This is a genomic window from Nanchangia anserum (assembly GCF_015240065.1).
Lineage (GTDB): Bacteria > Actinomycetota > Actinomycetes > Actinomycetales > Actinomycetaceae > Nanchangia > Nanchangia anserum.
The window spans coordinates 1,520,237-1,532,784 of sequence record NZ_CP060506.1 but is presented as its reverse complement, the minus strand read 5'-3'; the positions used below and the strand labels follow the sequence as shown (position 1 = coordinate 1,532,784).

At 68.6% G+C, this 12,548-nt stretch carries 13 protein-coding genes and 1 tRNA gene; 12 read left to right on the top strand and 2 right to left on the bottom strand.

Annotated elements, in window-relative coordinates:
* The first annotated feature begins 9 nt into the window (after positions 1-9).
* The 12 genes from H8R18_RS07190 (at position 10) to H8R18_RS07135 (ending at position 10,372) form a co-directional block, all read left to right on the top strand.
* Positions 10-1,254, top strand: coding sequence for a UDP-N-acetylmuramate dehydrogenase (locus H8R18_RS07190; RefSeq protein WP_223875105.1), 1,245 nt, complete (start codon positions 10-12; stop codon positions 1,252-1,254).
* A gap of 26 nt (positions 1,255-1,280) precedes the next feature.
* Positions 1,281-2,489, top strand: a complete 1,209-nt coding sequence (locus tag H8R18_RS07185) for a pyridoxal phosphate-dependent aminotransferase (protein ID WP_191071370.1) — start codon at positions 1,281-1,283, stop codon at positions 2,487-2,489.
* A 63-nt stretch (positions 2,490-2,552) separates the two neighbouring features.
* Positions 2,553-2,774 (top strand): hypothetical protein, encoded by a 222-nt coding sequence (locus tag H8R18_RS07180; protein ID WP_191071369.1) that lies wholly within the window; start codon positions 2,553-2,555, stop codon positions 2,772-2,774.
* Positions 2,767-4,380, top strand: coding sequence for a sensor histidine kinase (locus tag H8R18_RS07175; protein WP_191071368.1), 1,614 nt, complete (start codon positions 2,767-2,769; stop codon positions 4,378-4,380). Before H8R18_RS07180 ends, H8R18_RS07175 begins: the two co-directional genes overlap by 8 nt.
* Positions 4,373-5,044 (top strand): response regulator transcription factor, encoded by a 672-nt coding sequence (locus H8R18_RS07170; RefSeq protein WP_191071367.1) that lies wholly within the window; start codon positions 4,373-4,375, stop codon positions 5,042-5,044. Before H8R18_RS07175 ends, H8R18_RS07170 begins: the two co-directional genes overlap by 8 nt.
* A gap of 3 nt (positions 5,045-5,047) precedes the next feature.
* Complete coding sequence (locus tag H8R18_RS07165; protein ID WP_191071366.1) at positions 5,048-6,853, top strand: alpha/beta hydrolase; 1,806 nt, start codon at positions 5,048-5,050, stop codon at positions 6,851-6,853.
* 85 nt (positions 6,854-6,938) lie between these two features.
* Positions 6,939-7,011, top strand: a tRNA-Trp gene (locus H8R18_RS07160).
* 85 nt (positions 7,012-7,096) lie between these two features.
* Entirely contained in the window at positions 7,097-7,324 is a 228-nt protein-coding gene (secE, locus tag H8R18_RS09315) for a preprotein translocase subunit SecE (RefSeq protein ID WP_338088357.1), read from the top strand.
* Between the two features lie 45 nt (positions 7,325-7,369).
* Positions 7,370-8,164 carry a transcription termination/antitermination NusG family protein gene (locus H8R18_RS07150; RefSeq protein ID WP_227712789.1) on the top strand — a complete coding sequence of 265 codons (795 nt, stop codon included), beginning with the start codon at positions 7,370-7,372 and terminating at the stop codon, positions 8,162-8,164.
* A gap of 117 nt (positions 8,165-8,281) precedes the next feature.
* Positions 8,282-8,716 (top strand): 50S ribosomal protein L11, encoded by a 435-nt coding sequence (rplK, locus tag H8R18_RS07145; RefSeq protein WP_191071363.1) that lies wholly within the window; start codon positions 8,282-8,284, stop codon positions 8,714-8,716.
* A 69-nt stretch (positions 8,717-8,785) separates the two neighbouring features.
* Positions 8,786-9,502: a 50S ribosomal protein L1 gene (gene rplA / locus H8R18_RS07140; protein WP_191071362.1), complete on the top strand. Its 717-nt coding sequence runs from the start codon at positions 8,786-8,788 to the stop codon at positions 9,500-9,502.
* Positions 9,503-9,628: 126 nt separating this feature from the next.
* Positions 9,629-10,372, top strand: coding sequence for a hypothetical protein (locus H8R18_RS07135; RefSeq protein ID WP_191071361.1), 744 nt, complete (start codon positions 9,629-9,631; stop codon positions 10,370-10,372).
* On the opposite strand, the gene H8R18_RS07130 is transcribed toward H8R18_RS07135, so the two are convergent.
* Both H8R18_RS07130 and H8R18_RS07125 read right to left on the bottom strand, forming a co-directional pair.
* Positions 10,369-11,196, bottom strand: coding sequence for an alpha/beta hydrolase (locus H8R18_RS07130; RefSeq protein ID WP_191071360.1), 828 nt, complete (start codon positions 11,194-11,196; stop codon positions 10,369-10,371). The two genes, H8R18_RS07135 and H8R18_RS07130, sit on opposite strands and share 4 nt — an antisense overlap.
* Before the next feature lie 26 nt (positions 11,197-11,222).
* On the bottom strand, positions 11,223-12,533 hold the full coding sequence (locus H8R18_RS07125) for a M18 family aminopeptidase (protein WP_191071359.1): 1,311 nt from the start codon (positions 12,531-12,533) through the stop codon (positions 11,223-11,225).
* Between the last annotated feature and the right edge of the window lie 15 nt (positions 12,534-12,548).

The window sequence follows — 12,548 nt, the reverse complement described above, 5'->3', positions numbered from 1 at the left end:
GCTGAAGGCATGACAACTCTTGCCACCGACGGGGATGCGTGCGAGTGGGTCGCACACCCCGTGCGTGACCACATCGCTTCCCGTCCCGCCAGCTACGCCCCGGCACCGGGGACGTGCGCGCAGCCGAGCCTGGCCCAGCTGACGACGCTGGGCGTCGGGGGAGAGCTCGCCCGCTACGTCGAGGCGACCGGCGAGGCCGAGTTCCTCGAGACGATTCGCGAGGCCGATGCCACCGGCACCCCCGTTCTCGTTCTCGGGGGCGGGTCCAACATCGTGGCCCCCGACGAGGGTTTTGACGGCGTCGTCGTGCGCGACGTGCGCGACGACATCGAGGTGGTCGACGACACGGGGTGCGGCGGCGCGACGGTGCGCGTGGCCGCCGGGGTTGGCCTGGACGCCCTCGTGGCCCGCGCGATCGAGGAGGGATGGATGGGGCTGGAGGCGCTGTCGGGAATCCCCGGCACCGTCGGTGCCGCCCCGGTTCAAAACGTCGGTGCCTACGGCCACGAGATCGCCGAGGTTATCTCGTCGGTGTCGACCCTCGACCGTCTGACGGGGCAGCGCGCCCACCTCGCCCTCGCGGAGCTGGGGCTGGGGTACCGCACGTCGCGACTCAAGCGCGAGCGCGTGTGGGGACAGCATAGCGGCGAAGTGACCCCGCGCTGGGTCATCACCTCGGTCGAGTTCGCGTTCCGTCACGCGAGCCTGTCGGCCCCCATCGCGTACGCGCAGCTGGCCGACGCCTTGGGCGTCGAGGTCGGCGACCGCGTCGATGCGGCTCAGGTGCGCGAGGCCGTCCTCGCTCTGCGCGCGAGCAAGGGGATGGTGCTCGACGAGCGCGATCCCGATGCGCGCTCGGCCGGGTCGTTCTTCACCAATCCCGTCCTGAGTGCGGCCGCCGCGGCCGCCCTGCCCGCCGAGGCCCCGCGCTTTCCCGTCTACGACTACGCGGCGCGCAGGAACATTGCCGACGCCCCGCCGCTGCTCGAGGGCGTCGTCAAGACGTCGGCGGCGTGGCTCATCGAGCACGCCGGAATCTCGCGCGGCTTCGCCCTGCGCGACGACGCCACGGCGGCGATCTCGTCGAAGCACACCCTCGCGCTGACGACGCGCGGGTCTTCCCCGTGCTCCGCCGACGTCCGCGAGCTGGCCGAGGCCGTGGTCGAGCGCGTGCGTGAGCGCTTCGGCGTCACCCTCGTTCCCGAGCCGGCACTCATGGATCGCTCGGGCACGGTGGCGATCACTACCGCGTGAGAGCGAAAGGTGAGAAACTGACCGGTATGAGTGCTCAATCACATTTGTCAGACCGACTTTCCGCTATCGCCCCCTCGGCCACCCTCGCCGTGACGGCTCGCGCCGCCGAGCTGCGCGCCGCCGGCGAACCCGTTATCGGCTTCGGCGCGGGCGAACCCGATTTCGCGACCCCCGACTACATCGTCGAGGCGGCCGCCGCTGCTTGCCGCGATGCGGCGAACCACAAGTACACGGCCGGTGCCGGGCTCGCGAGCCTGCGCGAAGCCATCGCCGCGAAGACGCTGCGCGACTCCGGCTACGAGGTCGATCCCGCCAACATCGTCGTTACGAACGGTGGCAAGCAGGCGGTGTTCCAGGCCTTCCACGCGCTGCTCAACCCCGGCGACGAGGCGATCTTGCCGACGCCGTACTGGACGTCCTACATCGAGATCATCAACCTCACCGGCGCACGCGCGGTCGAGGTCTTCGCCGGTGCCGATCAGGACTACAAGGTCACGGTCGACCAGCTGGAGGCGGCACGAACCGACCGCACGAAGTGTCTTCTCTTCTGCTCGCCGTCCAACCCGACCGGCTCGGTCTACACCCGCGACGAGGTCCGCGCGATCGGCCAGTGGTGCCTCGAGCACGGCATCTGGGTGCTCACCGACGAGATCTACGAGCACCTGCTTTACGACGACGCCGAAGCCGCCCACATCGTCGCCGAGGTTCCCGAACTCGCCGACCAGACGATCGTCCTCAACGGCGTGGCCAAGACCTACGCGATGACGGGGTGGCGCGTCGGCTGGATGATCGGTCCGGCCCCGGCGATCAAACTGGCGAAGAACTTCCAGTCGCACCTGTGCTCCAACGTGTGCAACGTCGCCCAGCAGGCCGCGCTCGCCGCCGTGTCGGGCCCCCTTGACGCCGTCTACGAGATGCGCGAGGCCTTCGACCGGCGCCGCAAGACGATGGTCAAGATGCTCGCGGGCATCGACGGGCTGTCGGTGCCGACCCCGAAGGGCGCCTTCTACGTCTACGCCGACTGCCAGGATCTGCTGGGACGCGACATCAACGGCACCGTGTGCCACACCTCGCAGGAGCTGGCAACCCTGCTGCTCAACGAGGCGAAGGTCGCGGTCGTTCCCGGCGAGGCATTCGGACCTTCCGGGTACTTCCGCCTGTCCTACGCGCTGGGTGACGACGACCTCGCCACCGGCTGCGAACGTATCGCTGACCTGCTTCAACAGGCCCGCTGACGCGGTAGAGTAGGGGCTTCGGCTCGACCGGGCGGTCATGCGAGGAAGGACGGTGAGGCGCGGGTGCGCAGGAGTTCGCTGCTGGTAGCGACGGGTGCCCTCGCCGTACTCATCATCATCGCCGTGATCGTGCTGGTCGGGCTGTCCCTGCGCACGCGCTCACACGACTTGGGGCCGGGCGTCAGCGTGTCGCCGCCCTCGGCCGTGTCACCGACGGCACCGCGGACCGCTCCGGCCGGGGTCCCGGCGGAACCGACGAGACTCCCGGAGACGGCCGATGAGTGAGCGTCGCCCCGCCTACGCGCCCGCCGCTCGCACGCTGCCCAAGCGCGTCATCGACCACGCCGAGTTCTCGGACGCCCGGCTCAAGCCCGTCGTCGGTCGATTCACCCTGGCCAACCTGCGGGTGCGCATCACCGTCAACATCGTCGTCATCTCGCTCGTCGTCCTCGTGCTCATGGGCACGGTGATGGCGATCGCCGGGATCATTCAGGTGCACTCGAGCCAGGACCGCCAATCGCGCGCCGCCCTGGCGTCGGTGCGCGAATTCGCCGATTCCCTCGATGGCACAAGCGGGTTCGAGGTGCCGACGACGACCGAGACCCTCGTCTACAGCTACCTGACTCGTGCCCCACGTGAATCGGGCACGACGATCGTTGGCTTCGTCGGAGGTGTTCCCGAGCTCTACCAGGCCGGCAGTGCCCAGGCCGTCGTCGCGAAGAGCGCGCTCATGGACCGGGTGACGTCGCTCGTCGCCACCTCCTCGCGCGCGCGGGCGACGACGCTGCGCGTCGCCAGCCACGACTACCGGATCACCGTCATCCCCCTGCGCGTCGTCGGCGACGAGCCGGGGGCGGTGGTGCTCATCCACGACACCGACGAGGCGCTCGACCAGACGATCAACCTCGTTCGCCTCTTCAGCGGGGTCGCCCTCATCGTGCTTTCGCTCGTTGGGCTGGTGACGTCGCTGTCGATGTCGCGCATCTTGAAGCCGCTGGCGCAGCTGCGCGCGATGATGCGCTCGGTCGCGACGGCCGACGACCTCACCCAGCGCATCCCCGTGTCCTCCAGTGACGATCTCGGCGACCTCGCGTCGTCGTTTAACGGCATGGTCGACCGCCTGCAAAACGCCACCGAGGCCCAGCGCCACCTGCTCAACGACGCCGGGCACGAGCTGCGCACGCCGCTGACCGTCGTCCAGGGGCACCTCGAACTCATGGACCCGACTAACCCGACCGACGCGGCGCACACCCGTGACCTCGTCCTCGGCGAAATCTCGCGGATGCACCGGATGAGCGAGGACCTCATCGACGTCGCTCGCGCGGCCACTCCTCACTTCGTCCGCCCCGAACGGATCTCCCTCACCGAGCTCACGCTCGACGTCTTGCAACACGCCGCGCAACTGGGTTCCCAGCGCGTCGCCCTCGACCACCTGGCCGAAGGCGACGCCATCGCCGACCCCCAGCGCCTGTCCCAAGCCATGCTCCAGCTGGTCGAGAACGCGACGAAGTTCTCGGCGCCAGACTCCCAGATCTTCATCGGATCGGGAATCGGCTACGAGCCCACACTCGGCGGCGCGGACAGCCCGATCACGCCGACGACGCGCACGCTCGCCCCGGGGACGTCCCGCCCGGATGAGCCGTGGGCAAGCCTGTGGGTGCGCGATCACGGGATCGGCGTCGAAGCGCACAACGCGCCGCGCATCTTCGAGCGTTTCGCCCGCATCGACCACCAGACACCCGGCTCGGGCCTGGGGCTAACCATCGTCACAGCCATTGCCGCATTGCATGGCGGAGCTCTCGAACTCACGTCACGTCCCGGATGCGGCAGCATGTTCACGCTATACATCCCGCTCACCTCGAGCGGGAACCAAGGAGGACATCATGAGTGAACGAATTCTCGTTGTCGAAGACGAACCGGGAATCTCGTCATTTCTCGAAAAAGGCCTGCGTGCCGCCGACTACGACGTCACCATCGTCGACCGCGGTCGCGAGGCCATTCGCCAGATCATCGATCACGCCTACGACCTCATGCTGCTCGACATCGGCCTGCCCGACATCGACGGCTTCGAGGTCCTCGAACACGTGCGCGGCCAGGGCTACCAGCTGCCCATCATCGTGCTCACCGCGCGTACGAGCGTCGACGACACCGTCCAGGGACTCAATCAGGGGGCGGACGACTACGTTCCCAAGCCCTTCCGCCTCGAAGAACTCATCGCCCGCATCCGCCTGCAACTGCGCAAGGCTTCGGGATCGGTTGACTCCGACGACGTGTTGGAGGCCGGCGACATCCGCCTCGAGCTGCGCACCCACCGCGTCTTCGTCGCCGACGAGGCCGTCGAGCTGACCCCGCGCGAATTCACCATGCTCCAGGCCTTCATCGAACACCCCGGCCAGGTGCTCACCCGCACCCAACTGCTCGACCTGGTCTGGGGATTCGACTACGATCCCGGCTCGAACGTCGTCGACGTGTACGTGCGCTACCTGCGCCTCAAGATCGGCATGAAGCGGATCGTCACCGTGCGCGGCATCGGCTACCGACTCGATCTGGACTGAGCGATGAGCCGCCCCGTCGTTCCCCTCAACGCGTGGTCGCGCACGAAAATCCCCGACCCGACGATCTCGATACGCTCCCTGCGCATCGACGGCCAACGCGTCTTCGTGCGCACCTACCGCGTCACGCGCGATAGCTCGGGCAGGGCCCTGGGCGAGGGCGGAGTACCCGTCATCGTCCTCGTCCACGGCATCGGCGTATCCGCGCGTTACTTCATCCCCCTCGCCAACGCGCTCGCGGACTTCGCCGACGTCCTCATGCTCGACCTGCCGGGGTTCTCGACGCTGCCGGTGCCGAAGAAGGCGTTGGGAATCGACGGTTTTGCCGACGTCCTCGCCGCCGTCATCGAGGCCGAGGGAGTGAGGGATCCCGTCATCCTCGGTCACTCGATGGGTGCCCAGGTCGTTATCGCTGCGCTTGCGCGCCACCACGATCTCGCCGGGCGAATCCTCCTGCTCGGGCCGCCGGTCAATTCCGCCGAGCGCTCGCTCGTGCGCGTCGGCGCGCGCTTCATCCAGTCGTCTCTGCTGGAGCCGCTGCGCGTTGGACTCGTCGCGATCCCGGCCTACCTCATGTGCGGGCCGCACTGGTTCGCCGAGGTGCTGCCGGCCATGCTGGGATTCCCCGTCGAGGACGTCATCGCGCGCACGAGCTGCCTCGTCGTCCTCGTGCGCGGCGAACACGACTACGTTGCCCCGCGCGACTGGCTGGCCAGCCTGGCCGAGGCGGCTGGGGGAGCGGCGGAAATCCACACGGTCGACCACGCGGCTCACTCGGTCATGTACCGCCACCACGACATCATTGCCCACCGCCTCATTCAGCTGGCGGCCACGGCTTCACCGCTGGGAGGCGACCGCGTGCGCGAGGCGGACGTGTGGGCTGCCGCCGAACGCCTGGATGTCGATACCTCGGGCATTGAAACGGCCTACGACCTGCTCGAACACGTCTTGCCGACGAGTGAGCACCAGCGCGACGAATCCGTCATCGCCATCGGGAGCCGCCGCATGCGCGAGCGCCGGCGCGGTTCCCTCGTCGAGGCGTGGCACGTGGTGGCCGCGCAGGCGATGGACGCGGCGCGCGCGAGCATCGGGTCGGGCCAGTGGCGCAGCGTCACCCCCGGTGACTACGCCCACTCGGTGCGCCAAGAGGGCCGCAACATGGCCGAGGCGGCGCGCGAGGCGTGGACCCTCCTCCGTCACGGCAGCACGGATGCCCCCGGCGCGGGTGAGGGGGAGCCGCTGACGCCCTATCCCGTCTACCTGCTGTCGGGGATGACCCAGACGTGGCGAATCTGGTCGCGCCTGGCCGAGCGGCTGCGCGCGAGTGGCTGCGACGTCCGCCCGATCAAGGGGCTGGGGCGTTCTCTGGCGACCATCGACGAGTTGGCGCGGCGCGTCGGAGACCAACTGGCCCACGACGACGCCACCGACGCCGTCCTCGTCGCCCATTCCAAGGGTGGACTCGTCGCCAAGGCCGTTCTGCTCGGCGATCAGGGCGCGCGCGTGCGCCGGGTCATTGCCGCCGGCACCCCGTGGTCGGGGTCGGCGCTGGCGGGGCTCGCTCCGTGGTGGGCGCCCGCGCGCATGCTCTCCCCGGATGCGCGCGAGCTGCGCGAGTTGGCCGAGCATCGCGAGGTCAACGGGCGCATCTGGACGGTCTCGGCCTCGTTCGACCAGCAGGTTCCCAACGGCACGACGCTAGATGGCTCGCGCGACTGGCGACTCGCCACGCCGGGGCACAATCACCTCACCGATTCGCCCGAGGCCTTGGCCGCGATCGAGGCGCTGCTCGCCGAGGACGCCGCGACGTAGCGCCGCTCACTTTTTTAGCCGTGATTGGACCTGGGGCGCGCGAGCGCGTACACTCATTCGAGCGGTGCAGCTCGCGCTGTACTCAAGGACAGTGGCGCAATTGGTAGCGCAACGGTCTCCAAAACCGTAGGTTGTGGGTTCGAGTCCCGCCTGTCCTGCTCGATAGGCACCCTTTCCGGGGCCCCGGGAAGGCGAAAGATGGCCAGTCCCGGCGGCTGGCTCGACACAGCGAGGTTGGACGTCGTGGCTGGATCCCGTTCTCAGGCGCAGGAATCAAAGCCGGGCCTGTTTGCCCGGATGATTCTGTTTGTCCGTCAGATCGTGGCGGAGCTGAAGAAGGTCGTGTGGCCGACCCGTGAGCAGTTGTGGACCTACTTCACGGTCGTCATCGTGTTCGTCCTTGCCCTCATGGTGTTCGTCGGCATCCTCGACGTCGCCTTCGCTTCGCTGTCGCGACTGGTATTCGGCTAGTCGCCCGCGCGCCGCAAAGGAGTTTTCCTCACAGTGAGTTCCGACATGGATGAGATTTTCCAGGCTGAAGGCGAGGCCGCTCCGGCGGCCAAGGCCCCGCTCAGCGACGCAACCGTCGACGAGGCCGAGGACGAGGCGGATGCTGACCTCTCGCCCGCTCAGGCCCAGCAGGTGTCGCTCGACGCCCGCGTCGAGGCGGCGAAGGCCGAGATCCGCGAGGAACTGAGCATCCTGCCCGGCTACTGGTACGTGCTCCACACGTATTCGGGCTACGAGCGCCGCGTGAAGTCGAACCTCGAGCAGCGCATCCAGACGTTCGACATGGAGGACTACATCTACCAGGTGGAAGTCCCCATGGAGAAGGTCATCCAGGTCAAGAACACCGAGCGCAAGATCGTCGATCAGGTCCGCATCCCCGGCTACGCCCTGGTGCGCATGGAGCTCGTCGAGGAGGCCCCCGACGCCTGGCGCGTCGTCAAGGACACGCCCGCCGTGACGGGATTCGTCGGCGACTCTCAGCACCCCGTGCCGCTGACTGAGGACGAGATCGTCTCGATGCTCGCCCCCAGCGCCGAAGCCATCCAGGCCGCCGACGTGGCCGAGGGGCGCGAGAAGTCGCGCCGCGACGAACCGCGCGCCCGAAGATCCACGTCGACTTCGAGATCGGCGAGAACGTCACCGTCACCGACGGCCCGTTCGCGACGATGCCGGCGACGATCTCCGAGATCGAACCTGAACAGCAAAAGCTCAAGGTCCTCGTCGTCATCTTCGACCGCGAGACCCCGGTGGAGCTGTCGTTCAACCAGGTGGCAAAGATTTCCTAGCCCTCGTGCGGGGTGATGTCCCCCACGAAGACTGCGCAGGCGCGCGCACGCAGCGTAGACTCACGCATCGTGTGCGCTGTGCGCACCCTGGCCCCTCCCGGGGCCTGAGACCAGAGAAGAAAAAGGACCCTACATGGCTGCGAAGAAAAAGAAGAAGGTTACCGGCCTCATCAAGCTGCAGATCCCTGCAGGCTCGGCCAACCCGGCTCCTCCCGTCGGCCCGTCGCTGGCTCAGCACGGCGTCAACATCATGGAGTTCTGCAAGGCGTTCAACGCCGCAACGGAATCGCGTCGCGGGGACATCGTTCCCGTCGAGGTGACGGTTTTCGAAGACCGCTCCTTCGAGTTCATCACCAAGGAGCCGCCGGCCGCCCAGCTCATCAAGCGTGCCGCCGGGATCGACAAGGGCTCGGGCGAGCCCCATGTCAACAAGGTCGGTTCCCTGACGATGGATCAGGTCCGCCAGATCGCCGAACAGAAGAAGGCCGACCTCAACGCCAACGACATCGAGGCCGCCGCGAAGATCATCGCCGGCACCGCCCGGTCGATGGGCGTGACCGTTCAGTAACCCGCGCGCGAGCGTCGTGGAAGGGCCGAGTGCGGCCCGCTCACCACAACTGCAAGGAAGGCAAAGCAGATGGCAAAGCACTCAAAGGCTTACGAGGCCTCGGCAACCAAGGTTCACCGGGACCGCAAGCACCAGCCGCTGGAGGCCATGCGGCTGGCTAAGGAGACGTCGACCGTCAAGTTCGACGCGACCGTCGAGGTCGTCATGCGTCTGGGCGTTGATCCGCGCCAGGCCGATCAGATGATCCGCGGCACCGTCACCCTGCCCAACGGCACAGGCAAGACCCAGAGGGTCCTGGTCTTCGCCAACGGTCCGAAGGAGCAGGAAGCGCTCGACGCCGGCGCCGACGAGGTCGGTTCGGACGAGCTCATCCAGAAGGTCTCGGGCGGCTACACGGACTTCGACGTCGCCGTCGCCACCCCCGACATGATGGGCAAGGTCGGTCGCCTGGGCCGCATCCTCGGTCCCCGCGGCCTCATGCCGAACCCGCGCACCGGCACGGTCACCATGGACGTGGCCAAGGTTGTCAAGGAGATCAAGGGCGGACGCATCGAGTTCCGCGTCGATCGCCATGCCAACCTCCACTTCATCATCGGCAAGGTCTCGTTCAGCCCCGAGCAGCTGGCGCAGAACTACGCCGCCGTCCTCGATGAGGTGCTGCGCCTGAAGCCGTCCTCGGCGAAGGGCCGCTACATCAAGAAGGCGACCGTGACGACGACGATGGGGCCGGGCATCCCGCTCGACGCAACGCTCACGCGTGATCTCGACACGGATCAGCCCTCCTAAGCACGAGTAGACGAACGCGCCGGAACCTCATCGATTCTGGCGCGTTCGTCTATTGAGGGGCAACGCGTTGGCGAGGCGCCCGGGTCCGTTGGCCAGGGAGCGCACCGCATGGGCTAAGGTGAGCGCATGAGTCTCGTCCGCCGTCGCCGTGCCCTCGCCATCAGGCGAGGCATGCTCGCGGCGGCGCTCGTGGGCGCTGGCCTCATCTGCGTGGCGCCCCCGGGGTGGGCCGAGGCTGAGCCGTCACCGGTCGCGACGACGACCGCTCGCACGCCCGACGCCACTGAGCCGCCGTCGCCCTCGCCCTCGCAGCCGACGCCAGAGGTGAACTGTGCGGCGTTGACCCGCGAACAGCAGGCGGCCTTGGACGCGTGGAAACGGGGCGACGCCGAGCTGCCCGCAGACCTCGTCGCCTGCGCGAAGGCCGAGGAGACGACCCCGCCGAGCACGCCCGCGCCGACCACTCCCACGACGCGGCCGCCCGCGGCGATCGGCGGGGAGGATCGCAACTATCAGGACTATGCCGACGAGACGACGGCAGCCGACGAGCGGGCACGCGAACGCTACTATCGCCGCATTCGCGAAAACTCCCGCGTGCAGGCACCGGCCTCGCCGCCTCCCAGCGCCGCGCCAACGACCCAGGCGAGTGAGCCGCCACCGCCAGCCGCGGACCCGACGGGCACGCCGACGTCGCGGCCGCTAGCCAGCACCCAGATTGCCGCGGGCGGACGCGTCGAGACCGCCACGGCCACCGGGTGGCGCATCCCCGTCGGGGTTGCCGCGGCCAGCTTGGTCGTGTGCGTGGGAGCCTACGCGTTTGTCGTCTCGCGCGGCGGCAAAGCCCGGCGAGACGACGGCGACGAGGCCTAGGGCACGGGGAGCGCCCAGTCGAGGAAGGCGCGCAGCGCGGGATCCCAGAAGGCCCACTCGTGACCGCCCTCCCACTCCGCGTAGGTTAGCTCCAGCCCGATCTCGTTGGCCCAGTCGCGGAACGTCCGAGATTGCTCGAGCACGTGATCGCTGGATCCGCACGCTGCCCACAGCCGCGGCGCCCGGCGCCCAGAAGACACCAGGGCCTCGGCGAGCGCGAACAAGTCGGCGTCGGTCCCCGTGACATCCGCGCTGGCGAAGGCCCCGCGATAGAGCTCGTGGCGGCGCGGCCGGTTAAACTCCGACGCGATATCGAGAACGCCCGAGAAGGACCCGGCCGCCAGGTAGTTTTCCGGGTGGGCCAGTGCCGCGCGAAACGCCCCGTATCCGCCGGCCGAGAGCCCGGCGATGAGCGCCGACCCGGCGGTGGTGTCGACGCGAATGTGGTCGGCAACGAGGAGCGGCAACTCCTCGGTGAGGAAATCCGTCCACGCCAGCTGACGCTGCCAATTGAGGTAGAACGAGCGCCCGGCGGACATGCACACGAAGGCGACGTGATGGCGGTTGGCGAGTCCGTGCAGGACCATCCGCTGCGTCCACGTCCGGTGGTTACCCGTCGTCCCGTGCAACAGGTAGCACACCCGTGGCGGCGCCATGAGGGCGGGCGTGGGTGCCCCCTCGTCGGCCAGCGCGCGCGAGGCCGGCACTGATCCTGCGGGGGTGTGTGGGCCGAAATGGCGCTTCGGTGCCTCGGGAGCGACGATCGTCAGGTCGATCCACTGGCCGAGGATCTGCGAGGAGGTGGACAGCTCGATCTGCGTCATGACACCAGTCTAGGCAGCGTCGGGCCTCACGAGACGAGGAATGCCCCCATCGCCCGCGCCATCGCCGGGTGGTCCTCGACGTGGGACAACTCGCGCGCCGAGTGCATCGACAGGATCGGCACGCCGACGTCGATCGTGCGAATACCGAGCCGCGTCGCGGTGAGCGGCGCAATCGTCGAGCCGCACGAGACGGCGTTATTTGACACGAACACCTGGTGGGCGACACCGGCGCGCTCGCAGGCCGCGCGCCACAGCGCCGTGCCCGGCGCATCGGTGGCGTAGCGCTGGGTGGCGTTGACCTTCAGCACGGGGCCGCCACCGAGCATCGGCCAGTGATCGGGATCGTGCTTGTCGGCGTAGTTGGGATGCACGCCGTGGGCGACGTCGGCCGACAGGCAGGCCGATCGCGCGATGAGGCGGCGCAGTGACGCGCGGGTGGGGGAGAGGGACTCGGCGCAGCGCTCGAGCACTTCCTCGAGAATCGGCCCCGCGGCGCCCACGGCTGTATTCGAGCCGACCTCTTCGTGGGTGAAGGCCGCGAGGACGAGGATCCGCCGCGCGCGTTCGGCGGCCCCCGAGGCCACGGCGGTCTCGAGAGCGCTCAGCGCCGAGAAGACCGACACGAGGTTGTCCTGACGCCCGGCAGCGAGCAGATTGGCCTCGGCCCCGATGAGCCGGGGCCCCTGGGCATCGATCGTCATGACGTCGAAGCCGGCGATGTCGGTACCGCAGTCCCAGCCGACCCGGTGCGCCAGGTGGTCGAGGACATCGGCGTCGCGGCGCAGCGTCCAGATCGGGCGCAGATGGCGCTGGCGATCGAGCGAGAGCGAGCTCGCCTGGTCACGGTCGAGGTGAACGGCCAGCTGGGGAATCCTCGCGATGGCGTCGGTGCGGACGAGGGCCTGTCTACCGTCGCGATGAACGAGACGCCCGGCCAGCGCGAGATCGCGGTCGAGCCACGAGTTCGGGAGCATCCCGCCGTAGACCTCGACGTTGAGCTGGCCCCAGCCACTGGGGTGGGTCGACGACGGGTGTGGCTTGAGCATGAACGCGGGGGAATCCGTGTGCACCCCGAGGATCCGTGCCTCGGGATCGGCGACCTCGCCCGGCAACCACCACGCCATGACCGCCCCGTCGCGCACCATGACGTAGCCGCCCGGGGACGCCGGCCAGTCGCCGTCGGAGGCAACGCGGGTGAATCCCGCGGCGACCAGGCGCTCGGCGACAACGTGCGCGGCGTGCCACGACGACGGGGAGTCCGCGAGGAACCTCATGAGGTCCTCGGTGAACTCCCCGGTCGATGATGTGACGGTGTTGGGGGCTGATGCGGTGCTCATGCCCCCATGGTAGGT

Bases quoted from the DNA above. Each gene is read 5' to 3' on its own strand.
- H8R18_RS07190 (WP_223875105.1), top strand. From the start codon at position 10: ATGACAACTCTTGCCACCGACGGGGATGCGTGCGAGTGGGTCGCACAC.
- H8R18_RS07185 (WP_191071370.1), top strand. From the start codon at position 1,281: ATGAGTGCTCAATCACATTTGTCAGACCGACTTTCCGCTATCGCCCCC.
- H8R18_RS07175 (WP_191071368.1), top strand. From the start codon at position 2,767: ATGAGTGAGCGTCGCCCCGCCTACGCGCCCGCCGCTCGCACGCTGCCC.
- H8R18_RS07170 (WP_191071367.1), top strand. From the start codon at position 4,373: ATGAGTGAACGAATTCTCGTTGTCGAAGACGAACCGGGAATCTCGTCA.
- H8R18_RS07165 (WP_191071366.1), top strand. From the start codon at position 5,048: ATGAGCCGCCCCGTCGTTCCCCTCAACGCGTGGTCGCGCACGAAAATC.
- H8R18_RS07150 (WP_227712789.1), top strand. From the start codon at position 7,370: ATGGATGAGATTTTCCAGGCTGAAGGCGAGGCCGCTCCGGCGGCCAAG.
- rplK (WP_191071363.1), top strand. From the start codon at position 8,282: ATGGCTGCGAAGAAAAAGAAGAAGGTTACCGGCCTCATCAAGCTGCAG.
- rplA (WP_191071362.1), top strand. From the start codon at position 8,786: ATGGCAAAGCACTCAAAGGCTTACGAGGCCTCGGCAACCAAGGTTCAC.
- H8R18_RS07135 (WP_191071361.1), top strand. From the start codon at position 9,629: ATGAGTCTCGTCCGCCGTCGCCGTGCCCTCGCCATCAGGCGAGGCATG.
- H8R18_RS07130 (WP_191071360.1), bottom strand. From the start codon at position 11,196: ATGACGCAGATCGAGCTGTCCACCTCCTCGCAGATCCTCGGCCAGTGG.
- H8R18_RS07125 (WP_191071359.1), bottom strand. From the start codon at position 12,533: ATGAGCACCGCATCAGCCCCCAACACCGTCACATCATCGACCGGGGAG.